Below are 24,828 nucleotides of genomic sequence, written 5' to 3' on the forward strand. Positions count from 1 at the left end.
CCTGGCCGAATGGCGGAGGACGCCGAGCCGATCGGCCATCGGCGAGAACGACTCCGGTGCCCGGCGGGCACCGGGAAACGCCTGTGCCGTGTCGTCGACGTGGGTCCGGGTCCGGTCGGTCCGTCTCAGGTCACGCCGAGGAAGCGGAGGACGGCCAGTACCCGGCGGTGGTCCGCGGCGGCCTTCGGCAGGTCGAGCTTGGCCAGGATGCTGTTGATGTGCTTGGCCACCGCGCTCTCACTGACCACGAGCCGCGCGGCGATTCCGGCGTTGGACCGTCCGCCCGCCATCAGCTCCAGGACCTCGCGTTCCCGTGGGGTGAGCCGGTCCAGCGGGTCGCTGTGGCGGCGTACCAGCAGCTGGGAGACGACCTGCGGGTCCAGTACGGTGCCGCCCTCGGCCACCTGCCGCAGTGTGTCGGCGAACTCCTCGACGTCCGCGACGCGTTGCTTGAGCAGGTAGCCGATCCCCGCCGTGTGGGCGGACAGCAGATCGGCCGCGTACCGCTCCTCCACGTACTGCGAGAGCAGCAGGACCGCCGTGCCGGGCCACTGCTGCCTGATGACCAGCGCGGCGCGCACCCCCTCGTCCAGCGCGGCGTCCTGGCTGCCCACAGCGACCCTCGCCTCGAACTGGCGTACGGTGTGGATCGGTCTGGACGCCGCGGAGGCCGTGGCTCTGATCACCACGGGGCTGCTGTCCGTACGAGGCCACCGCCTGCACACGCTCACGGCCACGGTCGCCGCCACGCTGCTGGTGGTCGACGCCTGGTTCGACACGATGACGGCGGCACCGGGCGCGGATCAGGTCTCGGCGGCGGCGATGGCGCTCGGCGCGGAGCTGCCGCTGGCGGCGGTGTGCGCCGTACTGGCGGCAAGGGGGCACGGCCGCCCCGCGGACTGACCGCTTCCCTGGCCGCTTCCCTGGCCGCCTCCGCGTGGCACAGCTCCGGCCGGCCCCGGTGGTTCACGCAGGGAGCGGCGGCGGCGCACTCCTCGTACGGACAGACGGACCAGCCACCAGGCGGCGAGCAGCCCTCCGGCCGGGGCGGTCACGCGCAGCAGCCACGCAGCGGGCCCCGCGGGCAGGGAGGCGGCGAGTGCGCTCGTCGCTCCCACGGCGAGGGCCCAGGAGGTCGCCGTCAGCAGTGAGAGGGCCACGGCCACGGGGACTCCGCCCAGCCCCCAGGGGCTGAGATCCACGTCGTCGTCGAAGCTGTCGGCCGTGGTGACACCCACGGCGACCAGCAGCCAGAATCCGACGGTCACGACGAGGGCCGTGGTGAGGAGGATCGTGGGCGGGGCCACCGCGGCCACGAGCAGGGTCTTCATGTCCCCGTCCCCCTGCCTCGTCGGCCCTGCCCCCGAACCCTCCGTCGTGCTCCCCACGACCGATGATGCGGGGTCGGAGGCGATTCGCGCATTGCCGGTTTCCGGCAGAGTTCATTAGGGTCTGGATGCCGGTGTACGTACGTCAAGAGGTCGTCGGAGTCGTCGAGGTCATAGAAGTCGTCGAAGTTGTCGAAGTCGTCAAGGGCTCAAGGGGCTACGGGGGGCGGGGCACAGTGACAGGGACCTATCTCGACGGGTACGCGCAGGTCCTCGCCGAGGTCGCCGCCACGGGGCGTCGGCTGACCCGGGACGAGCTCGACAGACGCCGTGCCCTGGGTGAGCGGGCCGCGGAGGAGGGGCACAGCCTTCGCAGCCTCGTACGCGAACACCTCGCCGCCACCCGTGACTCCTGGCCACGCACGCCGGACGGGGCGGACTGCGTGCTGGCCGCCGTGGAGCAGGCCGTCGACGCCTTCGCCGAAGGGTACGAGCGGGCCCAACGGCTGGCCGTTCGCGAGGAGGAGGCCGCGCGGCGGGAGTTCATCGACGACCTGCTCTACGGCCGCAGCGACCTGGGGCGCCTCGCCGAACGCGCCGAACGGTTCGGCCTCGTCCTCTCCCGTGCGCACGCCGTCGCCGTGGCCGAGGGCCCTGAGGCGTACGACGACACCGCGCCGGTCACCCGCCATGTGGAGGCCGCGCTGATAGCGAGGTTCGGCGACCGGCGCATCCTGCTCGCCACCAAGAACGGGCAGTTGGTCTGCATCGCACCCGGCGACGAGGACGACGTCCTCACCTCTTTCGCCAAGCAGGCGCACGCCGCCACGGACGGCGGCCGCGTGGCCGTCGGCCGGCCCCGGCCCGGCGCCGGCGGAGTGGTGCACTCCTACGAGGAAGCACTCAGCACGCTCGAACTCGCCGCCCGGCTGGGCCTCGACGAGCCCATGGTGCGCGCCGCCGACCTGCTCGTCTACCCCGTGCTCGCCCGCGACCGGCAGGCCATGGTCGACCTCGTGCTCAGCGTGCTCGGGCCGCTGCGGAGCGCCCGCGGCGGTGCCGAGCCGCTGTTGCGCACGCTCCAGGTGTACTTCGAGGCCGGCTGCACCGCGGCCGAGGCGGCCCGACGGCTCGCGCTCAGTGTGCGGGCCCTGACCTACCGGCTGGAGCGCATCCACCAGCTGACCGGCGCGAACCCGGCCGACCCGACGCACCGGTACACGCTCCAGACCGCGGTCATCGGGGCGCAACTGCTGGACTGGCCCGCCCAGGAGATCTGAGCGGGCCTTCCCGATACGGCGTCACCTCAGCCGGTGATCTCGACCTTCCCATTCGACCGCGCCGGCTCGTCCGCGTTCGCCGGGGTCCGCTGCGTGACGTCCTTCAGCAGCCCGGCGAGATCCACGCCCGTGGTGGCGCCGAGGAGTTCCATGCCCTGGGCGACGTTGTCGGCGACCACGCGCGGGATGCGGCCGGCGCCGTCGGTGGAGATGACGGTCATCTTCTCGATGGCCCCGATCGGCTCGGACGCCTTGGCCACGACCTGCGGCAGCACCTCGACGAGCATCTGGAGGATGGCCGCGTCGCCGTACTGCCCGAACGCGTCCGCCTTCTTCCGCATCGCCTCGGCCTCGGCGGCGCCCTTCGCGCCGATCGCCGCCGCGTCGGCCTCGCCCTCCAGCCGTACCGCCTCCGCGATCGCCCCACGCCGGGACCGCTCGGCCTCACCCTGCTTCAGACCCTCGATCGCCTCCGCCTCGGCCAGCGCGCCACGGCGCTGCTTCTCGCCCTCACCGGTCAGCCGGGCCCGCTCGGCCTCCGCCTGAGCGGCCGCGATGCCCGCCGACTTCTCCGCCTCGGCCTGCTTGACCCGAGCCACCCGCCTGGCCTCCGCCTCCTGCTCCGCCGCGTAGCGCTGGGCGTCGGCGGGCTTGCGGACCTGGGTGTCGAGCTGCCGGTCGGTCAGCGCGGCCTGCCGTTCGGCGACCTTCTCCTGCTCGGTGAGGATCTCCTGCTGCCGGGCCGCCTCGGCCAGCGGGCCGGCCGCCGCCGCTCGGGCCGCGGCCTCGTCGGTCTCGGCCTTGATCTCGGCCTGCTTCAGCGCGAACGTCCGCTGCGCGACCGCGATCTCCTCCTCGGCCTTCAGCCGGGCCTGCTCGGCGGCCCGCCGGGCGACGGCCTCCGCGATGTCGGCCTCCTGCCTCGCCCGCGCCGCCTCCGGCCGGCCGAGGTCCTCCAGATAGGACCCCTCGGTGGTGATGTCCTGGATCTGGAAGGCGTCCAGCACCAGACCCTGCCCGGACAGGCTGGCCTCCGCCTCCTCCGCCACCTGGCCCGCGAAGGCGGCCCGGTCACGGATGACGTCCTCCACGGACATCCGGCCGACGATCGCCCGCAGCGCACCCGACAGCACTTCCTGGGTGAAGCCGACGATGCCGTCCTGCTGCATCAGGAACCGCTGGGCCGCGGCCCGGATGGAGTCCTCGGTGCCGCCGACCTTGACGATGGCGACGCCGTCGAGGTTCGCCTTCACGCCGCGCAGGGTGACCGCGCCGCGCACCGCCACCGGGATGTGCCGGGAGGACAGGTCGAGCGTGAACTTCTGCTGCACGAACGGCACGACGAACACACCGCCGCCGACCACGACCTTCTGCCCGCTGTTGTCGGTGAACACCCGCCCGGTCTCCGGATCGGTGGCCTTCTTCCCCCGCCGCCCGGTGACGATGAACGCCTCGCTCGGCCCGGCCACCTTGTAGCGGGTGATCACCACGAGTGCCAGGAGGACGAGGAGGACCACGACCCCCACCACGGCTACGACGACAGGACTCATCACAGTGCCCCCGAATCACTTGGGAGAAGGAGAAAGAAAGGGAAGAGGAGAAAGAGGGAGGAGAGGAGAGGAGAGGTGAGGAAAGGTGAGGTGAGGTGAGTTCAGTGGTCGATCTGGCGGACCACTACCGACGTGGCGGACGGCGCCGCCTCCACCCAGACCTCGGCGCCCAGAGCCACGGGTACCGCGCTGCGCGCGGCGAACTTCACCGGCTGTCCGGCGAGCCGTACCAGTACCTCGCCGTAGCCGTCCGCCGGGATGCCCGTGACCACGTGGCCCGAGGTTCCCACCAGGTCGTCCCCGGTCGGGGCAAGGGCCGTCCGGTCGTCCATCAGGACACGGCTGAAGCGATACGTCAGCCAGCCCGTGCCCGCCCCCGACACGGCACCCGCGGCCGTGGCGGCCACGGGGCCGGCGCCCGCCGCACCCATCGCGATGGCCCCCGCGAAGCCGGTCATCGCCAGGAAACCGGCGACGGTCGGCAACGACAGCCCGTTGAGAACGCCGTCCAACGCACCGTCCAGCGCGCCGTCAAGAACACCCTCGAGAACGCCGTCGAAGACCAGCGACAGGGCGAGCAGCACAACCCCCGTGATGCCGAGTCCGAGAAACCAGGCCATGCGTGCCGTCCCCCTCTCACCCGCCGCTGATCTCCGGCTGACCGGATCCTCACATGCGGGGGCACGCGGTTTCATTGCCGTGTTCCGGCAATCTTTACGCGTCTTTGATGCCGAGTCGCAGCGCCTGAAGTCGAGCCGAGCCGACCCGGTGGGCGCGGCGCCACCGCGTGGCGTGCCGGAGCGTCCTACGGTGAGCCGGTGCGACTTGTGCCCAGGTGGGCCCTGCTCCCGTCGGTGAGCGCACCCGTCCTGCTGATCGGCGGCTGGACGATCGCGGCATTCCTGGAGGGGCCCGCATACGACCCTGTCAAGCAGACGATCAGTGTCCTGGCCGCCTACGGGGCGCCGGGATTCTGGGTGATGACCGGGGCGCTGCTCGCTCTGGGGCTGTGCCATCTGCTGACCGCCTGGGGGCTGCGTCCGGCCGCGCTCGCCGGACGGGTGGCGCTGGGCGGCGGCGGGGTGGCGGCGTTCGTGGTGGCTCTGCTCCCGGCGCCGAGCAGTGGGGGCTCCCTGCGCCACGGTTCGGCCGCCGTGGTCGGCTTCGCGCTCCTGGCGGTCTGGCCCGTCCTGGCCGCCGATCGCAGCGGGGCGGCACCGTGGGGACTGCGTCCGCTGCCCTCGCTCGCGGCGACCGCCGTGATGGGCGCCGGAGCGGTCTGGTTCGTGATCGAGACGAACGGTCACGGGGCCGCCGGTGTCGCCGAACGTTTCGTGACGTCCTTCCAGTCGCTGTGGCCTTTCATGGTCGTGGTCTCCTGCCTCTGCCATCCCGGCTCGCGGCCGGGCCGGGGCGACCCCGAGGCGACCGGGTCCCACCGGTGACGGCCGCCGGGCCGGGTGAGGGCGGTCAGCGGCCCGGACAGCCCCGTCGTCCGTGCGGCGGACGACCGGGACGCCGTGGCGACATGCGCCATGGCGACATGCGACGTGGCGACATGCGACGTGGCGACATGCGACGTGGCGACGTCGACGTGCGACGTGGGGACGTGTCGGTGTCGCGGCGGTCGCCGTCCTGCGGGACTGCGGGAGCGGGCGCCGGGGCTCCCGGGGCGCCGAGGAGTACGTCGTGCAGGGCGTGCGGGCGGAGACGCGCGGCGGCCGAGGGCGGCGCATGGTGTCTCAGCGGCCAGGCAGGTTCTGTTCCGCCCAGATCACCTTGCCCTGCGGGGTGTATCTCGTTCCCCAGCGTTCCGTCAGCTGCGACACCAGGAACAGGCCCCGGCCGCCCTCGTCGGTCGTCGCCGCGTACCGCAGGTGGGGCGAGGTGCTGCTGCCGTCGGCGACCTCGCAGATCAGGGTGCGGTCGTGGATCAGTCTCAGATGGATCGGCTCGGAGCCGTAGCGGACCGCGTTGGTGACGAGTTCGCTCAGCACCAGTTCCATGCTGAAGCCGAGTTCCTCCAGCCCCCACGCGTCGAGCTGGGCGGTCACCGCGGCGCGCACCCCGGCGACGGCGGCCGGGTCCGGTGGTACGTCCCACTCGGCGATCCGGTCCGGCGGCAGCGCGTGCGTGCGGGCGATGAGCAGGGCCACGTCGTCGGCGGGGCGCTCGGGCAGCAGGGACTCCAGGACCGCCCGGCAGCTGTCCTCCGGCTCGCGGTCGGGGTGGCCCGTCAGGGCCTTGCGCAGCAGCTCCATCCCTTCGTCGAGGTCGCGGCTGCGGTCCTCGACGAGGCCGTCGGTGTAGAGGACGAGCTGGGAGCCCTCGGCGATCTCCAGCTCCGCGGTCTGGAAGGGCATGCCGCCCAGGCCCAGCGGCGGACCCGCCGGCAGGTCGGGGAAGGTGACGTCGCCGTCGGGGTGCACCAGCGCGGGGGCCAGGTGCCCGGCGCGGGCCAGGGTGCAGCGGCGCGTCGTCGGGTCGTAGATGGCGTAGAGGCAGGTGGCGCCCACGACGGCGGCGGGGCTCTCCGTGCACGCCTCGTCCTGGTCGATGCGCCCGACCAGGTCGTCGAGGTGGCTCAGCAGTTCGTCGGGCGGCAGGTCGAGCGTGGAGAAGTTGTGCACCGCGGTCCGCAGCCGTCCCATGGTCGCGGCGGCGTGCAGACCGTGGCCGACGACGTCGCCGACGACCATCGCCACCCGGCTGCCCGGCAGCGGGATCACGTCGAACCAGTCGCCGCTCACACCCGACTGGGCCGGCAGGTACCGGTAGCCGACGTCGACGGCGCTCTGCTCGGGCAGGCCCCGCGGCAGCAGGCTGCGCTGGAGGGTGACCGCCAGGGCGTGCTCGCGCGTGTACCGGCGGGCGTTGTCGATGCTGACGGCGGCGCGGGCCACCAGCTCCTCCGCCAGCGACAGCTCCTCCTGGTCGAAGGGCTCGTGCTCCGTGGAACGCCAGAAGTTGACCATGCCGAGGACGACACCGCGGGCCTGGATGGGGGCCGCGATGAGCGAGTGGATGCCGTAGTCCACGATCTGCTCGGTGCGCTCGGGGTCCTGCAGATGCCAGCCCGTCGCGGTCGACAGGTCGGCGACGAGTTCGGAGCGGCCGGAGCCGTAGCCGCGTGCCTGCGGTGTGGAGGGCAGGAAGTCGATCAGCCGGCCCTTCTCGTAGAGGGGCTGGTCGTCGCGGATGCCGCACACGGCGACGCGGCGCATGCCCTTCGCGGTGGCCGCCGGTTCCTCGCCGTGCAGGACGGCGTCGGCCAGGTCCACGGTGACGAAGTCGGCGAAGCGGGGCACGGCGATCCGGGCGAGTTCGTCGGCGGTCTGGATCACGTCCAGGGAGGTGCCGATGCCCAGCCCGGCGTCGTAGAGCAGCTTCAGCCGCTCGCCGGTGATCTCGGCCCGGCCGGAGACGGCGCGCAGTTCGGTGGAGTCGCGCAGCGTCACCACAGTGCCGCGGGGGCCTCCGCCGCGGTCGGTGGGCCGCTGGTTGACCACCAGCAGCCGTGGCCCGGCGAGGTGCACCTCGTCGGTGGCCTCGCGGCCGGAGCCGAGCAGCGACGCCATCTCGGGTTCGAGGGACGGCAGGTCGGCGACCTGCCTGCCCTCCGCGTCCGGGGGCAGTTCCAGCAGCCGCCTGGCCTCGTCGTTGACGAGCAGCAGCCGGCCCTCCTCGCTGACGATGAGCACCCCTTCGCGCACGGAGTGCAGCACCGTGTCGTGGTGCTCGTACATCCGGGACATCTCGTTGGGGGCCAGGCTGTGGGTCTGCCGGCGCAGCCGCCTGCCGACGAGCGCGGTGGCGGCCGTGGCGACTCCGAGGGCACCGGCCCCGGCGGTCAGGATGACCGGTACCTGCTGGTCAACCAGGCTGGTCACGTTCTTCACCTTCAGCCCGGCGGAGGCGAGGGCCACCACCTTGCCGCCGCCGTCCTTGATGGGCACGGTCGCCTGGACCTCGTGGCCGAGGGGGCCGTGCACGCTCTCGGTGTAGACCTTGCCCGCCAGTGACGGTGCGATCTCTCCCACGAACCGTTTCCCGATGCGGTCCGGCATGGGGTGGGTGTACCGGATGCCCTCGGTGTCCATCACGACGACGAAGTCGACGCCCGCCGACTTGCGGCCCTCCTCGGTCAGCGGCTGGAGGATCTTCGAGGGGTCGGGGGACCGGAGCGCGGACAGCACGCCCGGGGAGTGCGCGAACGTCTGCGCCACGGCTATGGATCTCCGTTTGGCCTCGGCACTGGTGTGCCGCTGTGACTGCATGACGAGCGCGAAGACGGCGAATGCCACGAGCAGCACCACCAACGCCACCTGGAGGAGGAAGATCTGCCCCGCGACACTCCGCGTGTTTCTGCGCGCCAGAGACCACAGTGGCGATATGCGGCCGACTCGGACAAAACGGTCCTTCATCCGGCCTTTGTAACATCCCTCACCCCTATAGTCACGGGCCCGCCCACGGAGCGGACCGTGCCGAGCGGTGATCGATCACTTCTCACGCCACTTCACAAGCCACTTCGATCACTTCAGCCACTTCAGCCACTTCAGCCACTTCCGGCACGGATCAGCGGTCCTCCCTCATACGTCACTGCCGGAGCCCTCCTCATTCAGGTGATTTTCGTTCAGTAGGGCACTTCACGGCATCTACTATCCCGTCTCGTGACAGACAGGAAGATCCGGAAAGCGACCGATGTGCTCATCCTCGGTGCCGGTCCGGCCGGGCTCGTGCTCGGCAATCTCCTCCAGGACAGCGGCATCGACTGCGTCGTCCTGGAACGTGCCGAGCCCGCGCACCTGCGGACACGGGCACGCGCCGGGTTCCTGGCCGCCGGCACCGTGGGGATCCTGGAGCGGCACGGACTGGCCGAGGGGCTGCACCGGCACGGACAGGCCCACAGCACCTGCGAGTTCCGCACCATGGACGGCCGGTTCCGGCTGGACTACGGCCGGCTCGGGCGGGGCGAGCGGCACACCGTCTACCCCCAACAGCTGCTGGTCACCGATCTGTTGGAGCGGTTCACGGCCTCCGGCGGGCGCGTCGAGTTCGCCACCGAGGCCATGGCCGTGCGCGACGCCGACACCGGCCGCCCCTCGGTGACCGTACGCGAGGCGGACGGGCGGCCCGCCACCTGGCGAGCACGGTACGTGGCCGGGTGCGACGGACGGCACGGCGCCGCACGGCGGTCGCTGCCGGCGGGTTCGGTACGCCGCCACCACCACGACCACGGCGTGACCTGGCTCGGTCTGCTCGCCGAGGCGCCGCCCAGCCTGGACGCCGTCGGGTACGCGGTGCACGAGCGGGGCTTCGCCGGGCACATGGCCCGCACGAGCGGGATCACCCGCTACTACCTCCAGTGCGAGCGCGGCACCCCGGCCGACGCCTGGTCCGAGGACCGGATCTGGGAGGAGCTGGAACTGCGGATGCGGGCGGCGGAGTACGGGCCGCTGCACCGGGGCCGTGTCACACGGCGGGCCGTCGTCGACCTGGAGTCCGACGTGCTCGAACCGCTGCGTCACGGGGCGCTGTTCCTGGTGGGCGACGCCGCCGGCCTCATCAGCCCGTCCGCGGCGAAGGGCGCCAACCTCGCCGTCCTGGAGGCCTCGCTCCTCGCCCGCGCCCTCGCCGACGACCTCCTCCACGGCGATACCGAGGGGCTCGACGCGTACTCCGCGCGGTGCCTGACGTACATCTGGCGGGCGCAGGAGTTCTCCCACTGGATGATCGGCCTGTTGCACGGCCCGTCCGGCTCGGACGGCGCCGCCCTGTTCCACAACTCCCTGCGGCGCTCCCGCCTCGCCTCGCTGCGCACCTCACGCAGTCACCAGGACTGGTTCGCCGAGCACTACGTCGGCGTGTGAGGACGAGGTCGTTGCGCCGTCTCCCACCGCTTTCGCCTCCCCTTCCGCGTATCTGAATGAGGAACTCCGCACATGATCACGACGTTGTCGGGCGACACGTCCCGCCTGCTCGCGACGGTCGACTTCGTCAAGGAGCAGGACACCGCCACCCTGCTGCCGCTCCTGCTGCCCGGGCTCGACGGCCCTGAGCTGCGGGCTCTCGTGGAGCACTGCCGCTTCTCCCATGCCGCGCTGCTCGTCTTCCCGTCGGACGAGGCGGAGTTGGGGGCCATGCTGACCGACTGCGGGCTCGTCGGGGTCGCGCCGCGGCAGCCGAGTGTGGTCGTCCGCGAGCGGCTGGCCACGCGGCACCGGCGGCGGGCGGCCGAGCTGGACGTCGGCATCGTGCGCCGGGCCGTGGTCGGCGCGGACGGGGCGCACCGCATGGTCGAGGTGTTCGCGCTGACGGTGCCGCCCGGCTCGGACCTGGGCACCGTCGCCGCGCACGAGCGGGAGCGGCAGCACGAGACCCACGTCGGCTTCGACGTCGTGGCCCCCGACCCGCTGGTGCTGCGCGGCCTGTGCGCGACCTTCGCGCGCTACGGGGCCACCCCGGACGGCGGCGGCTACAACCCGCACGAGGACGGCACCGTCTTCTACTTCGGCGCGCCCGCCGAGGCGAAGGCCGACCACCGGCGCGTGGAGCTGTATGTGCCCGGCGACCACCGCGACCTGCTCGCCGCGCACCTCGACGAGCATCGCGCCCGGCAGCCCGCTGAAACGCTCCTGCGCCTGCTGACCGGGGCCTGGACGACCCAGGCTCTGAGCACGTTCGCCCAGCTCAGGGTGGCCGACGCCATGGACGGCGACCGCGCGGTCGGGGTGGAGGAACTGGCGCGGGAGATCGGCGCCCGGCCGAGGAACCTGACCACACTGCTGCGCTATCTGGCGATGCTGGGCGCGGTGACGGAGGTGCGGGACGGCTTCCGGCTCACCGGGACGGGCGCGCTGCTGCGCGACGGCGCCCCGGGATCGATGCGGGCGCTGGCGCTGATGTACGGCGGCCCGTTCTACGACTCCTTCGCCGGGCTCGGGCACACCGTGCGCACGGGGCAGGTCGCCTTCGAGCACCTCTTCGGCGAGAACCACTTCGACCATTTCGCCCGCGACCCCCGCCTCGCGGAACTCTTCGACCGGTCGATGGCCGCCGGGGCCGCGATGTTCGACCCGGTCCCCGCGCATCCGGTGCTCACCGCCGCCGCCGAGGCGCCCGCCGGGGCCACGGTGGTCGATGTCGCGGGCGGCAACGGGGAGTTGCTCGGCCGGATCCTCACCGCGCACCCCCGGCTCCAAGGAGTCCTGCTGGAGCGTCCGCACGCCGTCGAGGCCGCCCGCGCCCGGCTCGACGGGGCGGGCCTCGGCGCGCGGTGCGCCTTCCTGGCCGGCGACTTCGCGGACCTTCCCGCGGGCGGTGACGTGTATGTGCTGTCCCGCGTCCTGCACGACTGGGACGACGAGCGCTGCCGCGAGATCCTGCGCCACTGCGCCCGTGCGATGCCCGACCACGCCGATCTGCTCGTCGTCGAACGGGTCCTGCCCTCCGACGGCTCGGTGTCGCTGGCCACCGCCTGGGACCTCCACATGATGTGCAACGTCGGTGGCCGCGAACGGCACGCCGAGCACTACGCCAGGCTGTTCGCCGACGCGGGCCTGACGCTGGTCGACCGCTCCCCGCTGCCCCTGGACGGGCATGTGCTGCACGTCCGGAAGGCCGACCCGACCACGGCGTGACGACCCGCCCTCACCCGATGAAGTCGTTCCGGTGGCGCATGCGGTGCTCGGCGGCCCTGCTCGCCAGGCGCCGCTCGACGCCCGCGGTGAACGCGTCGGCGAAGCCGGGGGTGTGCGCGGCGAAACGGCTGTACGCCGCCCTTCCGAAGACGGCGCAGGCGGCCGCGGCCTCGTCGGGGGCGTACGCCTGCGACGCGGGCCGCTTCGCCGGGTCCAGGTGCGCGTGGCGGGCCCGCGCCTGACGGACCACTTGTTCACCGCGTTCCGTGAGGACCGGCAGCCGGAGTGCCTGGGGCCTCTCGCGTCCCGGCAGGGCGAGCCCCCAGGCCACCACGATCATCGCCATCGACGTCCACCCCGCCACCAGCGCGTACCGCCAGTCCAGGAACGCGTACGTCTCCAGCGCGGCGAGCGGCAGAGTGAGCGCGGCGACCGTCCGGGACCAGAAGAGGCAGGGCCGTTCGAAGTCGATGTACACCCCTCGGCCCCGTAGGTACCCCTCGTTCATGAGGTGGTCGGCGGTGGGATGCATGAGGCTGTGCGGGTCCTCGGAGGCGGGGTTCTGGTGGAACGCGCTGCTCCAGAGCCTCGCCTCCGCCTCGGACGCGCCGGGCCGGCACGGGTCGCTGTTCGCGAGCGCCAGGGTCGGGGTGCCGTCGTACTCCGTGTCCGGCTTCAGGACCCCGCGCGCCACCATGTCGGTGATCACCGTGAAGAACGCGCGATGGATGCTGCCGTCCCCCTGGGCGAGGACGGCGACGGCGGCGACCCCGAGCCGGAGGTCCTCGTCCGGTACGGCGTCGGCGGGCTCCGGCCGCCCTACCCGGTGCCGGGCCAGGGCCTCCGCGACCGCCCGGGTGTGGATGCGCTGGTCGAGCGAGAGGGCCCCCAGCACGAGGAGCGCGTACCCCGCGGCGGAACCGGCCCATGCCACCCAGACGATCATCACGACAGTGTCGAGGACACGGACAGGCAGCGACAAGACATCTGCGGGGTCTCGTCGCAGTCGCGAGAGGCGTCAACACCATTGCCACGCCGCCGGGTTGAGGCACGCGGGCCCCACGGCGACGCGGGCGCCGCCGCAGTCGTCCGCGTCCTCCGCCTCGCGCGGCCGGACGGCGACGGCGACCGGGACGGCCGCCCACACCCCGAGCGGCGCGACCGGCCGGTAGACGTCAGCTCCCCCGGGAGCGGGGACCCCACCAGCCATGGGATGAATTCGAAAAAAGTTTGTGGATCATGGCAACCCTTCGCGAGGCCGGTGACCACAAGGGAGCGGATCCGGTCGGTTCCGGTGCCCGGATCCGCCTTCTTACGTGAACGGCTCGCAAGGAGAACGCCTCCCCATGAAGAACCCCACGCACGGCGGGCGCCGCGGGCGCCACCGCCGTCGCTGGACCGCCACCGCCGTACTGCTCGGCGCGCCCCTCGCCGTCGTGCCGTACCTCCTGTTCACCCAGGAGGACTCGCAGGCCGCGACGATCGACGGCGACGCCTTCTACAAGCTCGTGTCCGTGCGCAGTGGCAAGGTGCTCGACGTCAACGGCTTCTCCACCGCCGCCGGCACCCGCGTCCAGCAGTGGACCGACCAGAACACCGCCAACCAGCAGTGGCGGCTGAAGCCCGCCGGGGGCGGCTACTACGAGCTGGTGAACCGCAACAGCGGCAAGGTCCTGGGGGTCGCCGGCAACTCGACCGCGAAGTCCGCCGCCACCGAGCAGCAGACCGACAGCTCCGCGACGTCCCAGGAGTGGCGGATCGACGACGTGAGCGGGTCGTCCGGCGCCGTCACCCTCACCTCCCGCAGGAGCGGCCACGTCCTCGACGTCTCCGGGGGCTCCACGGCGCAGGGCGCGGCGGTCATCCAGTATCCCGGCAAGGGCGGCACCAACCAGCAGTGGAAGCTGGTGAAGGTCGGCGGGACCGGGACGTCCGGGACCGGTGACACACAGGTCACGGCCAAGACCGGACCGTATGTGTGGAAGAACGCCCAGGTGGTGGGCGGCGGTTACGTCACCGGTCTGGTGTTCAACCAGAAGGAGAAGGGCCTGCTGTACGCTCGCACCGACATGGGGGGCGCCTACCGCTGGGACACCGGGGCCGAGCAGTGGATCCCGCTGACCGACTGGATCGGCGAGAAGGACTGGAACCTGCTGGGCATCGACTCGCTGGCCACCGACCCCGTCGACCCCGACCGCCTCTACCTCGGGGCGGGCACCTACACCAACGACTGGGCGGGCAACGGCGCGATCCTGCGCTCCACCGACCGGGGCCGCACCTTCAAGCGCACCGAGCTGCTCTTCAAGCTGGGCGGCAACGAGGACGGCCGCGGCGCGGGCGAACGGCTGGTGGTCGACCCCGCGGACAACGGCACCCTGCTGCTGGGCACCAGGAAGAACGGCCTGTGGCGCAGCACCGACCACGGCGCGACCTGGAAGCAGATCTCCTCGTTCCCGGTCAAGGACGGGGCGGGCAGCGGCGCCGGCATCTCCTTCGTGACGTACGGCAAGGCCGGCAGCAGGACGATCTACGTCGGCGTCAACGACAAGTCCACCTCCCTCTACCGCTCCACCGACGGCGGCGCCACCTGGCAGGCCGTGTCCGGGCAGCCCACGGGCCAGCTGCCGCAGCACGGCGTGCTCTCCGGTGACGGCTCGCTGTACCTGACCTACACCAACGCCCTCGGTCCCAACGGCGTGACCGGCGGCTCGGTGTGGAAGTACACGCCCGCCACCGGGGCGTGGAAGAACGTCTCCCCCTCCCAGGGCAGCTACGGGTTCTCCGGTCTGGCCGTCGACCCGCGCAAGCCGTCCACGGTGATGGTCACCACCCTCGGCCGCTGGTGGCCCGAGGACGAGATCTACCGGAGCACCGACGGCGGCGCGAACTGGAAGGCCCTGGCCGACAAGTCGAAGCGCAGCGCCTCCGCCGCCCCTTACGTCGGCACCCACACCGGGCACTGGATGACCGCCCTGGCCATCGACCCCTTCGACTCCGGGCACGTGCTGTACGGCACCGGCAACGGCATCCTGCGCAGCAAGGACGCCGACGCCTCCGACAGCGGCGGCACCAGCCACTGGGCCATGGGTGCCCGAGGGCTGGAGGAGACCGCGCTGATGGACGCGATCGCCCCTCCGGGCGGCGCCGCCGTCATCACCGCCATGGGCGACCAGGGCGGCTTCCGGCACGACTCCCTGACCAAGGTGCCCTCCGGGCGGCTGAACAACCCGATGATGACCAACAGCACCGACATCGACTTCGCCCAGTCGAAGCCCTCGATGATGGTCCGCGTCGGCCGTGGCGGCGCGCAGGACGGCGCGTACTCCACCGACGGCGGCGTCAGCTGGAACGGCTTCAAGGCGGAGCCGGTGCCCTCCGCCCAGGACGGTCACATCGCGCTCTCGGCGGACGGCTCCACCATCGTCTGGACCGAGGCCGGTGAGGCCCCGTACCGCTCGACCGACAACGGGGCGAGCTGGTCGCGGGTCGGCGGCCTGGGCAGCGGCGCCGTGGTCGTCGCCGACCGCTCCTCGGCCAGGACGTTCTACTCGCTGTCCGGCGGCACCCTCCACGCCAGCACCGACGGCGGCGCCACCTTCACCGCCCGCGCGGGCGGCCTGCCCTCGGGCCGGCTCATGGCCGTGCCCGGCCTCGCGGGGGACCTCTGGATCGCCGGCGGCGGCAAGGGGCTGCTGCACTCCACCGACGGCGGCCGCACCTTCACCACGCTCAAGTCGGTGCAGTCCGCGTCCGCCCTCGGCTTCGGCAAGGCCAAGTCGGGCACCGGCTACCAGGCGCTGTACCTGATCGGCACGGTCAAGGACGTCAGCGGGGTCTTCCGCTCCACCGACAAGGGCGCCACGTGGCTGCGCGTCAACGACGACGCCCACCAGTGGGGCGCGATCGGCGGCGTCGGTGTCGTCACCGGTGACCCCGACACCTTCGGCCGGGTCTACGTCGGCACCAACGGACGCGGTCTGCAGTACGGCGACCCGTCCTGATTCCACCCCGTTCCCGACGCCCGAGCGGGGCCGCGGCCACCACGGTCCGCGGCCCCGCCCCGGGCCCGCCGGGACGCGCCCGTGGGTCAACGGACCCGGTTCGCCAGTCGGGTGGCGTTGTTGAGCAGGTGCTCCAGCGGGCCGCGGCGGAAGAAGCGTGACCAGGCCGCCGCGAACAGGGTGGCGCCGAGGACGAACGCGAGCAGCAGTCCGGCCGAGGCGGACTGCGGCGGGGTGGCCGACTCTCCGGGCAGGGCGAGGATCACCAGGATGTGGCCCACGTAGAGGGTCAGGGACATGGTCCCGACGGCGATGACCGGCGCCGCCAGCCGGCGCAGCACCGGCAGCCGGTCCAGCGCCACCGTCAGGCACAGCAGCACCGTGATCGCGATGCCCAGGCTGCCGATGAGGTCGAACGTGGACCCGGTGTGCGGCTCGGCCGCCAGCAGCCCCCAGGCGTCGGGGCCCCACAGCCCGCTGCCGACCGGCATGTCGAAGGCGCTCGCCGAGGCGCCGGCGTCCTTCAGGGCCTCGAAGTCCTTCATGTCGGGCATCGTGGCCGCGATCTCCTTGTCGCCGCCGGTCAGCCGGAGCACCAGCCAGGAGACGCCGTAGCCGAACGCGATCAGGGCGGGACCGACCACGGCCAGCCGCCGCCGCACCGTGCCGGAGGACAGGTCCAGCCGGCCCAGCGCCATACCGGTGACGACGAACGTCATCCAGGTGATCGCCGGGTAGAGGCCGGTGAGGAAGAAGTCGAGCACACCCACCCCGGAGAGCCGGGCGATCGGGTCGTACGCGTCGATGGTGGTCACCATCGACTCGGTGAGCAGCGCGCGGAGGGCGTACGCGAGCTGCGGTGTGACGAACGCGAGGGTGACCGCGGTGATCGCGAGGGTCCTGGCCCGCAGCCGCAGCAGCGGCAGGGCCAGCAGGAAGTACACGGCGTAGAAGTTGAGGATGCCGGCGCCGCCGAAGTTGGTCATCGCCAGCGCGGTGCCCACCACCAGCAGGATCACCGCCCGGATGACGATGCGGGCCCTCGCCTGGCGGCCCGCCAGGCCGGTCTTGGGCTCCAGGCGGCCGGCGATCAGCATCAGTGAGAACCCGGCGAGGGTGGCGAACAGGGCCGACGCCCGGCCGCTCGCCAGCCCCAGGAACCAGTCCCCGATGCCGCCGTCGGGGTCGGGGAAGGGGCCGACGTGCACGGCGAACATGCCGAACACGGCGAGGGCGCGGGCGAGGTCCACCCCGACCAGTCGCGCCAGCGGCGCGGCACCCGCCGGGGCCGCGGTGGGCTCCGTCGCGGTGGCGCCGCCCTTCGACGCGCCGTCCGCCGGGGGAGGGGCGGCGTCGTCCGGCGCGGCGGCCCCGGCCCTCCCGGCGGTCTCCCCCGCCGCGTCTGGCTCGGACAAGTCTCGTAGGGGCGCCTTCGCGGCGCTGTCGGTCTCGGTCACCGGGACAACGTTGCCGAGGCGCGGGAGCGGCCAACCATCCGATGCCTCACGGGAGTTGCCCCGCCGACCGGCCCCGGCCACCCCGCCGGTCGGCGGGGTCCGGACCCGCCGAACCCGGCGAGGGGACACGGCCTCGGACCGTCGGCGCGACCCCGGTCGGCGGGCGACCCGTGGCGGCGAGCGCCGACGGCTCGACCCGGTCCGGGCTTCGGATCGGCGCAGCCCCGAGCACCGTCTCCGGCGGCTGCCGAGCATGCCGCCGTCCGCCGGAACCCGTCGGGAGGCGAGGCTCCTCCCGGGCGTCCCGACGGGCCGGACGCCTCCTCCCCCTCACCCGTCTGAGCTTGCCTTTTCCACTCCAGGACCCCGGCCTCGGGGCCGCCGCCCCCTGATAGGATCCGGCCATTTGTGCGAGGGCATGGGCCCTCGCGGGGGAGGGAACCTACGTGGGCAGACACGCCCCGGGACGGGGCGGACCGGCCGCCGCCGTCACCTCGTTGGCGGTCCTCGTGGCCGCGTCCGCCGTCGCCCTGACGACGGGCGGCGGCTCCGCGCAAGCGACCGACGGCGACACCACCGCGATCACACTGGTCGACCCGAGCACCACCACACCGCGCACCGACCGCCCGTACGTGGCCGGGGACAGCGGCTTCCTGCACCGGCAGACCGGCAGGGCGGGGATGCTGTGGACGGACTACGCGACGGGCCGGACCGTCACGGTCGAGAGGGCCGACGGCAGCGTCTACGTGCCCGTCTCCACCTGCTCCCTCACCGCCGCGTGCCGACCCGCGTGGTTCGGTTCGGACAGCGACGTGGTCGCGCTCGGGCCGGCCTCGCTGACGTCCGCGTCGACCGTCACCCTCTGGGACCCGGCCACCCGCACCACCCGGAGCCTGAGCTGGAACGGCTCCACCACCGACGGCTACTACCGGGGCATGGCCGGGGACACGGTCGTCACCGGCCGCGCCCTGATCGACGTCGTCGACGGCACCAAGCGGGTCCGCAAGGTGACCGGCGAGCCCACGAACCTCCAGGACAAGGAGGTCGTCGCCGCCGACGCCGAGGGCGTGCTGTGGACGCGCGGCGGCACCGTCGACTACATCGACGTCGAGTCGGCCGTGAACGCCCACGCGTTCACCGACACGAGCGCCGCCGATCACCACGTCATGAGCGAGGACCACGTCGGCTGGTACGACGAGGACACCGCCGTACTGCACCTGAAGTCCCGCGCCGACCTCTCCGCCGCCGAGCGGGTCGTCACGCTGCCCTCCCACCCGGGCGTGCTCGACGGCGACCCGGTCCTGGTCGGCCACTGGCTGCTGCTGCCGCTGGCCTCCGACGCGCTCGGCTCGCGGCTGGTCGCCGTCGACGTGGACGACCCCTCCGAGCAGCGGACGCTGCTGGCGAGCGCCGGCGCGTACACCCTCGCGGCCCGCGACCGGAGCGCGCTGGTCTCCGGCGGCACCGACGCCAACGACTGGTGGGTGCGGCGGGTGAGCCAGACCGACGACGGCTCGCTGGAGGTGACGAAGGTCCGGCAGGCCCCGGCGCTGGAGAACACCAAGACGGGCATCGCGCTCAGCCGCGGCAGCCTGCGCGTCGCCGAGGACGACCCGGCGGCCGTCGCGGACACCACCTCCGTCCGCACCCTCACCACCGACAACTCGGCCACGCTGACGGCGTCCGAGGCCACGGCGAGCGGTTCCGTCCGCTCCGCCCTCTGCCCCTACGAGGGCGTCACCTGCTCGGCGCTGTGGGGCAACCTCGACGCCCACGACGTGTACCTCGACGCGAACGGCGGCACCGACGAGGGCGAGTCCCTCGGTGACGACCGGCTGGTGGAGATCGGCGGCCACTACCTGGACTTCGGCGGGCGGGGCGGCCGCATCGTCGACGTCTCCGACGACTACGCCGTGTTCGACTCCGGCGGCGCCACCCCGCAGCAGTACGTCGGCGAGTTCGGCCAGGGCCAGAAGCTGAAGCGGTCGGTGCGCGCCGCGGCCCTGAACGGCTCCACCCTCTGGAGCGCCACCACCACCGCGGGCAGGCTCACCTCGTACAGCATCCCGCTGGAGAAGACGCTCGGCACGGTGAGCGTGCCGGGCCTGGCCTGCGTGCCGAGCGAACTCCAGGCGGCGGGCCGCTGGGTGTACTGGGCCTGCGGGACGGAATCGGCGGGCGTGTACGACACCGCGGCCGGTACGTCGAAGGCGGTCACCCCCGGTGACGTGCTCCTCGGCGACGGCTTCACCGTCCGCCACGACCACGGCGCCGGGACGCTGCTCCTCACCGAGGCGGCCACCGGCACCACCCGCACCCTCGCCTCGGACCTGGCCGACCAGGGCCTGAGCGCGGACCGCCGCTACCGGTGGACGGTCGACGAGTACACCGGCCTGGTCGCCTGGTTCGACGACTACGAGCGCACCCACGTCACCACCACGGGCATCGCCCCGTCCCCGGTGACGGCCTTCGAGTCGTCGGCCGGCAGCTATGTCGGCCCCGGTATGCCCTTCGAGGGCCAGTGGGTGCTGTCCCGTCCGGTCACCTCCTGGTCGCTCACCTTCACCTCGGTGCAGAGCGGCGCGAACGGCAGGGCCACCCGCACCCTCACCGGCGGCGCGACCCCGGGCCGGGTGACGGCCACCTGGGACGGCCGCACCGCGAGCGGGGCCCACTTCCCCAACGGCCACTTCACCTGGACCCTGCGGGCGACCGGCGTCGGCACGGCCTCGGCGGTCACCGTGAACGCCGGCGAGGGCTTCCTCCAGCGCGGGGCCGCCGTGCGCCGCGACTTCGTCAGCCCCGAGGGCCCCGACGGGCGCGGCGACCTGCTCACCCTCAACTCCTCGGGCGGGCTGACCTTCCACAGCGGCACCGGCACGGGCGGACTCGGCGACAAGTACACGGGCACCGGCTGGCCGACGACCGTCAAGGCCGTCCCCTTCGGCGACCTGAGCGGCGACCGCTGCAACGACGTCCTCGTCCGCTACAGCAGCGGCGCGCTGCGGCTGTACAAGCCGGGCTGCGGGGCGGCCGTCAAGCCGTCGACGTCGTACACGACGCTCGCGACCAGCGGCTGGACGCAGTACGACGTCCTGACGTCACCCGGCGACACGAACGGCGACGGCCGCCCGGACCTGATCGCGAGGAACTCCTCCACCGGAGCGGTCTACCTCATGAAGGGCACCGGTGACGGCAAGCTCGCCGCCCGCGTGAAGCTCTACGACAACTGGAAGGGCTACAAGAAGATCGTCGGCGCCGGCGACCTCACCGGCGACGGCAGGGCGGACCTCCTGGCCCAGGACGCGTCGAACAATTTGTACCGCTACGACGGCAAGGGCGACGGCACGTTCGCTGCCCGCGTCAAGCTGCTGTCGAACTGGGGCGGCTCGTACAACGCGATCGTCGGTGTCGGCGACCTCACGGACGACGGCCGCCCGGACCTGGTCGCCCGCGACACCAGCGGCAACCTGTGGCGCAACAGCGGCGACGGCAAGGGCTCGTTCGGGTCCCGGACCCGGATCGCGACCGGCTGGAGCGGCTACAAGTCCCTCTCCTAGGCGGAGCGGGCGGACGACGGCCGGGGCCGGCGGTGGACGGAGAACACTCCGTCACCGCCGGCCCCGGCCGTTCGTCCCCCTTTCGGGAGACATGGCCCACAGGCACTGAAGAACACGTCACTCACGGGGTATCCGTACGCGTGCAGACGATGACGGGGAACCAACTGTTGTCGTTTGACAATAATAGCCGTCAGACAACAAAGTAACCGTGTCGGATGGGCACGGGGAAGGACATGGGATGCTCCGGTGGACGGAGACCGCTCCGTGCGCGGGTCGCCGTCGCGGTCGGGCGACGGCGCCGCCGACGCCGCTCGGGACCCCTCAGGCGGTCCGGCTGCTGGAGTCCGGGGCCTCGTCGTGGATCTGCGTGGCGGCGGTGGCGCAGAAGGACTCCAGCCCCTCCAGCAGGGCGGTCCGCTTGGCCGCGGGCATGTCCGCCAGCACCTTCCGCAGCTCCAGCTCCCTGCGGGTGCGCAGGTCGGCGAGGAAGGCGCGGCCCCGGCCGCTGAGGTGCAGCCGCACCTCGCGCCTGTCCTCCGCGCTCACCTCCCGCTCGATGAACCCCGCCGCGTGCAGCCGGTCGCACAGCCGGCTCGTGGACGGCGGCGTCGAGGCCAGCGTCTCCGCCAGGGTGCGCAGGTTGATGCCGTCCTGGTGCTCGAGTATGTGCAGGACACGCAGCTGGGACGCTGAGGTGGGCGCGGTGGAGGCACGGCCCCACACGACTTCCAGCAGCTCGACGGCCGTCGTGGTCACACGTGCGACCTCGTCAGGCTCTGGGCGGCGGCGGAAGGCAGTCACGGTCACACTCTCGCAGGCGCTGGGCTGACTGTCAGCGTACTAGGGACCTCGGCGCGCACACGGCGTGGATGCCCCGAGCGCCCGGTACGACCCGTCCGGACCCGGCCTCAGAGCGCAGGCACGCATCCCGCGGAGAAAGATTGGTGTATCGCCCGTCATGAAGAGATTCCTGGCCGCCGAGCGCGCGCTGCGCACCGCGGCTCCCCATGCGTTGCTCGACGCCGCGCGTTCCGTACTGGCCGAGCAGTACGGGGCGGAGGAGACCGAGCTGTTCATGGCCGACTACAGCCTGACCGTGCTCCAGCCGGTGTCGGTCCTGCCGCACACCCTGGAGCCGGTGTCGGTGCACAACACCACGGTCGGCCGGGCCTTCGGTTCGCAGAAGCCGCACCACGAGGAGCGGCCCGGCGGGCGCACACGCCTCCACCTGCCGGTCAGCGTCCGCGGCGACCGGCTCGGCGTCCTGTCCGTCACCCTGCCGGGCGCCGCCGCGCGCGAATGGGAGTCCGAACTCGCCGAGATCGCCGACGTCCTCGGACACGAGGTGCTCGTCGCCGAACGGGACACCGACCTCTATCTCCAGACGCGCCGCAAGGACCGGCTCACCCTGGCCGCCGAGATGCAGTGGCAGCTGCTGCCCGGCCGCTCCTGCTCCCGCCCCGAGTACGACCTGGGTGCCCAGCTGGAGCCCGCCTACGCCATCTTCGGCGACAACTTCGACTGGTCCGCCACCGCCGACCGGCTGACGCTGTACGTCACCAACGGCATGGGCGAGGGCATAGAGGCGTCGCTGCTGACGAATCTGGCCATCAACGCCCTGCGCAACGCCCGCCGGGCCGGCATCTCCATCGCCGACCAGGCCGCCCTGGCCGACCAGGCCGTCTACGCGCACTACCGGGGCCGCTGCTATCTGTCCGTCCTGATGTTCGACTTCGACCTGGTCACGGGCCACGCGAGCGTCGTGGACGCGGGTTCGCCCCAGTTGCTGCGGCTGCGCTCCGGCACGGTGGAGCGCGTCACGTTCGACGCCCAGCTGCCCCTCGGCATGTTCGAGGAGACCGACTACGTGGCCCAGGACTTCCACGTCGAGCCCGGCGACCGGCTCGTCTTCGTCAGCGACGGCGTCCACGGGGTGGCCTCGCCGAAGGGGGAGGCGTACGGGGACACGGCCCTCGCGCGGGCCATCCACTCCACGCGGCTGCTGCCCGCGGCCGAGGTGCCGCGCGCCATCCTGCGGGAGCTGACCGGCCACCGCGGCGAGGCCCTGGCCGACGACGACGCGCTCGTCGTCTGCCTGGACTGGCGCGGGAGGCCTCCGGCCGAATGACCGCCGGGGCGGGGGCATGGAGGTATGGGGGCATGGAGGTACGGGGGTATGGGGGTATAGGGGTAGCGGCTACAACCTCCCTGTGTCCCGCGTGCGTTGTCCGGCCCTCGGGCCCGCGCTACTGTTGCTATGCGGCAATAGTTGCCTGATGGCTTGCCTTCCGGTCGGCCGCGGGGCTCGCGGCAGGGAGAAACGCACGTGACGGAGAGCGAGACGGCCGCCGCGGTGACGCGGGAGCCGAGCCGGTTCCCGGCGGCGAACGCGACGGCCGACGTGCGGACGCTCGCACCGGGGGCGAGTGCGGGGACGCCCGCGGCGGAGGCCGGCGTCACTGCCGGGTGCGGCAGCCGCTGCGGCTGTGACGGGCGCTGCTCCTACGGCTACGGCTTGAGCTGGGGTCGCGGCGGGGAAACGGTCGCGCTGCCATGGCGGCGGCTGCCGGAGGCCGCGCACACCCTCGCCTCCTCTCGCGCCGTCGTCGGAGCGAGCTCGCGGTGACCGGCTCGCCCGTCGGATCCACCGCCGTCCCGTCGGCGGTCCCGCCCGTCCGCCGGGAAGGGGGTGCGTGATGCAAGCCGCGAACGACTCGACCACGCGTCTGCCCATCGCCTCGGACGCCGATCTGGCCTGGGTGCGCCAGCAGGTGCGCCACTCCGCCGCCGACGTCGGGTTCGGGCTGGTCCAGCAGACGAAGCTGGTGACGGCGGCCAGCGAACTCGCCCGGAACACGCTCGTCCACGGGGGCGGAGGGCACGCCGAGATCACCACGCTGGACGACCGCGGCCGACGCGGGCTGCGGCTCTCCTTCGTCGACACCGGTCAGGGCATCCGCGACATCGACCTGGCCATGAGCGACGGGTACACCACCGGCGGTGGACTGGGCATGGGCCTCGGCGGCGCCAGACGCCTCGTCGAGGACTTCACGGTGGACAGCCACCCCGACACCGGCACGACGGTCACGGTCACCGAGTGGCTCCCGGAGGTACCCGCGCCGCGGTCGGGGTCGGCGTAGCGGAGGGGCCCGAAGGCCAGAGCGGTCGGCCCGCCGGACGCGACGCGGTCAGGTCCAGGGGCCATCGGTGTCCGGGCCGACCCCGCCCGGCCCGACGCCGTCCGGGCCGCCTCCCTTCCGACCTGCGCCGTGCGAGTCGGCCCCGCCCGGACCCTCGTTGCCCGCGGTGTCCTCCCGGGCCGTGAGGAACGCTCGCATTCCTCGGCCCAGGGCCTCCCGTTCCGTGGGGGGCATGGCCGCCAGGACCGTGGCGAGGGCTCGGGAGCGGTTCGACGCCACCTCTTCCAGGACCTGACGGCCGTGTCCCGTGAGATTCAGCTGGACCTCGCGCCGCCGGTGCGGATGCAGCCCGCGTTCCACGAGGCCCGCCGCCTCCAGTCGGTCGCAGAGACGGCTGGCGGTCGGCAGTCCTATCTCCATCCCCTCGGCGAGAGCGGTGAGGTTGAGCCCCGGCCCTGACTCCAGGATGCGCAGCGCCCGCAACTGATGGGGCGACAGACGCAGACCCGCCCCCTGACCTGCGGTGGCCCACAGATGCGCCAGGCTGTCCACGGCATCGGCGATCCGCAGCGCGAGGGGCAGCGCATCGCCCGCTCCCCTCGCCCCGTCGTCCCCGAAGCCGCTGAGACGAGTCACGAACCCATCGCTTTCAGCAATCGCCTGACCATACGGATACCACCCTCATGAGAAGGCGGTACCCGAACAGCCGCCGGGCAAGCCAGCGGATCCGCGGCGGAGCGCAAGCCGTACGGGGGCGAGGGGGCGGCGCCGCACCGGCGTTGCGGCCGGCCGGCGCGAGGGCGGGTGACCCGGCGTGCCGCGGGGCGCGTCCGGCAGCCCGGCCCAAGTCGCCTCAGTCGTCCCGGGGCACC

Annotated in this window: 18 protein-coding genes and 2 pseudogenes; 10 read left to right on the forward strand and 10 right to left on the reverse strand. The window is 72.8% G+C overall.

Translation table 11 applies throughout. From position 1 onward, the window contains the following. Nucleotides 1–125 precede the first annotated feature (125 nt). A pseudogene (locus tag SMA5143A_RS39635) lies at nucleotides 126–590 on the reverse strand (LuxR C-terminal-related transcriptional regulator); the annotation flags it as partial. Here SMA5143A_RS39635 and SMA5143A_RS43555 point away from each other — a divergent pair. Beyond that, entirely contained in the window at nucleotides 562–903 is a 342-nt protein-coding gene (locus tag SMA5143A_RS43555; protein ID WP_258194002.1) for a hypothetical protein, read from the forward strand. The pseudogene SMA5143A_RS39635 and the gene SMA5143A_RS43555 sit on opposite strands and share 29 nt — an antisense overlap. On the opposite strand, the gene SMA5143A_RS39640 is transcribed toward SMA5143A_RS43555, so the two are convergent. Then, nucleotides 804–1,331 (reverse strand): hypothetical protein, encoded by a 528-nt coding sequence (locus SMA5143A_RS39640; RefSeq protein WP_107467638.1) that lies wholly within the window; start codon nucleotides 1,329–1,331, stop codon nucleotides 804–806. The two genes, SMA5143A_RS43555 and SMA5143A_RS39640, sit on opposite strands and share 100 nt — an antisense overlap. Before the next feature lie 233 nt (nucleotides 1,332–1,564). On the opposite strand from SMA5143A_RS39640, the gene SMA5143A_RS39645 reads away from it, so the two are divergent. Continuing rightward, the gene (locus tag SMA5143A_RS39645; RefSeq protein WP_258194007.1) at nucleotides 1,565–2,608 is read left to right on the forward strand and encodes a PucR family transcriptional regulator; all 1,044 of its coding nucleotides are present in this window, start codon (nucleotides 1,565–1,567) and stop codon (nucleotides 2,606–2,608) included. Between the two features lie 26 nt (nucleotides 2,609–2,634). Here SMA5143A_RS39645 and SMA5143A_RS39650 read toward each other — a convergent pair whose 3' ends face one another. Continuing rightward, on the reverse strand, nucleotides 2,635–4,158 hold the full coding sequence (locus SMA5143A_RS39650) for an SPFH domain-containing protein (RefSeq protein ID WP_107467640.1): 1,524 nt from the start codon (nucleotides 4,156–4,158) through the stop codon (nucleotides 2,635–2,637). 101 nt (nucleotides 4,159–4,259) lie between these two features. Beyond that, the gene (locus SMA5143A_RS39655) at nucleotides 4,260–4,778 is read right to left on the reverse strand and encodes a hypothetical protein (protein WP_107467641.1); all 519 of its coding nucleotides are present in this window, start codon (nucleotides 4,776–4,778) and stop codon (nucleotides 4,260–4,262) included. 198 nt (nucleotides 4,779–4,976) lie between these two features. Between SMA5143A_RS39655 and SMA5143A_RS39660 the strand changes: the two genes are divergently transcribed. Beyond that, on the forward strand, nucleotides 4,977–5,603 hold the full coding sequence (locus SMA5143A_RS39660; protein ID WP_107467642.1) for a DUF998 domain-containing protein: 627 nt from the start codon (nucleotides 4,977–4,979) through the stop codon (nucleotides 5,601–5,603). Nucleotides 5,604–5,900: 297 nt separating this feature from the next. Here the strand turns inward: SMA5143A_RS39660 and SMA5143A_RS39665 are convergent, their stop codons facing one another. Next, complete coding sequence (locus SMA5143A_RS39665) at nucleotides 5,901–8,582, reverse strand: SpoIIE family protein phosphatase (protein WP_258194003.1); 2,682 nt, start codon at nucleotides 8,580–8,582, stop codon at nucleotides 5,901–5,903. Nucleotides 8,583–8,861: 279 nt separating this feature from the next. On the opposite strand from SMA5143A_RS39665, the gene SMA5143A_RS39670 reads away from it, so the two are divergent. Both SMA5143A_RS39670 and SMA5143A_RS39675 read left to right on the forward strand, forming a co-directional pair. Next, complete coding sequence (locus SMA5143A_RS39670; RefSeq protein WP_107467644.1) at nucleotides 8,862–10,028, forward strand: 4-hydroxybenzoate 3-monooxygenase; 1,167 nt, start codon at nucleotides 8,862–8,864, stop codon at nucleotides 10,026–10,028. Between the two features lie 72 nt (nucleotides 10,029–10,100). Next, complete coding sequence (locus SMA5143A_RS39675) at nucleotides 10,101–11,798, forward strand: methyltransferase (protein ID WP_107467645.1); 1,698 nt, start codon at nucleotides 10,101–10,103, stop codon at nucleotides 11,796–11,798. A gap of 10 nt (nucleotides 11,799–11,808) precedes the next feature. Here the strand turns inward: SMA5143A_RS39675 and SMA5143A_RS39680 are convergent, their stop codons facing one another. Together SMA5143A_RS39680 and SMA5143A_RS42770 are read right to left on the reverse strand one after the other, a co-directional pair. Then, entirely contained in the window at nucleotides 11,809–12,744 is a 936-nt protein-coding gene (locus SMA5143A_RS39680; protein WP_146194030.1) for a hypothetical protein, read from the reverse strand. Nucleotides 12,745–12,816: 72 nt separating this feature from the next. Continuing rightward, nucleotides 12,817–13,008: a hypothetical protein gene (locus tag SMA5143A_RS42770; RefSeq protein WP_146194031.1), complete on the reverse strand. Its 192-nt coding sequence runs from the start codon at nucleotides 13,006–13,008 to the stop codon at nucleotides 12,817–12,819. A 136-nt stretch (nucleotides 13,009–13,144) separates the two neighbouring features. On the opposite strand from SMA5143A_RS42770, the gene SMA5143A_RS39685 reads away from it, so the two are divergent. Next, a complete protein-coding gene (locus SMA5143A_RS39685; RefSeq protein ID WP_107467647.1) occupies nucleotides 13,145–15,799 on the forward strand; it encodes an RICIN domain-containing protein in 2,655 nt (884 codons plus the stop codon). Nucleotides 15,800–15,885: 86 nt separating this feature from the next. Here SMA5143A_RS39685 and SMA5143A_RS39690 read toward each other — a convergent pair whose 3' ends face one another. Then, nucleotides 15,886–17,067, reverse strand: a complete 1,182-nt coding sequence (locus SMA5143A_RS39690) for a DUF418 domain-containing protein (RefSeq protein WP_107467669.1) — start codon at nucleotides 17,065–17,067, stop codon at nucleotides 15,886–15,888. A gap of 635 nt (nucleotides 17,068–17,702) precedes the next feature. Here SMA5143A_RS39690 and SMA5143A_RS39695 point away from each other — a divergent pair. Further along, nucleotides 17,703–20,816 carry an FG-GAP-like repeat-containing protein gene (locus SMA5143A_RS39695; RefSeq protein ID WP_107467648.1) on the forward strand — a complete coding sequence of 1,038 codons (3,114 nt, stop codon included), beginning with the start codon at nucleotides 17,703–17,705 and terminating at the stop codon, nucleotides 20,814–20,816. A gap of 321 nt (nucleotides 20,817–21,137) precedes the next feature. On the opposite strand, the gene SMA5143A_RS39700 is transcribed toward SMA5143A_RS39695, so the two are convergent. Continuing rightward, entirely contained in the window at nucleotides 21,138–21,572 is a 435-nt protein-coding gene (locus SMA5143A_RS39700; RefSeq protein WP_107467649.1) for a MarR family winged helix-turn-helix transcriptional regulator, read from the reverse strand. A 202-nt stretch (nucleotides 21,573–21,774) separates the two neighbouring features. Here SMA5143A_RS39700 and SMA5143A_RS39705 point away from each other — a divergent pair, with 202 nt between their 5' ends. The 3 genes from SMA5143A_RS39705 (at nucleotide 21,775) to SMA5143A_RS39715 (ending at nucleotide 23,956) form a co-directional block, all read left to right on the forward strand. Next, nucleotides 21,775–22,944 (forward strand): PP2C family protein-serine/threonine phosphatase, encoded by a 1,170-nt coding sequence (locus SMA5143A_RS39705; RefSeq protein WP_107467650.1) that lies wholly within the window; start codon nucleotides 21,775–21,777, stop codon nucleotides 22,942–22,944. Between the two features lie 198 nt (nucleotides 22,945–23,142). Beyond that, nucleotides 23,143–23,442, forward strand: a complete 300-nt coding sequence (locus tag SMA5143A_RS39710; RefSeq protein ID WP_107467651.1) for a hypothetical protein — start codon at nucleotides 23,143–23,145, stop codon at nucleotides 23,440–23,442. Nucleotides 23,443–23,512: 70 nt separating this feature from the next. After that, entirely contained in the window at nucleotides 23,513–23,956 is a 444-nt protein-coding gene (locus SMA5143A_RS39715; protein ID WP_107467652.1) for an ATP-binding protein, read from the forward strand. Nucleotides 23,957–24,118: 162 nt separating this feature from the next. On the opposite strand, the pseudogene SMA5143A_RS39720 reads toward SMA5143A_RS39715, so the two are convergent. Continuing rightward, a pseudogene (locus tag SMA5143A_RS39720) lies at nucleotides 24,119–24,592 on the reverse strand (MarR family winged helix-turn-helix transcriptional regulator); the annotation flags it as partial. Nucleotides 24,593–24,828: the final 236 nt, after the last annotated feature.

The sequence above is a fragment of the Streptomyces sp. MA5143a genome (assembly GCF_900290235.1).
GTDB lineage: Bacteria > Actinomycetota > Actinomycetes > Streptomycetales > Streptomycetaceae > Streptomyces.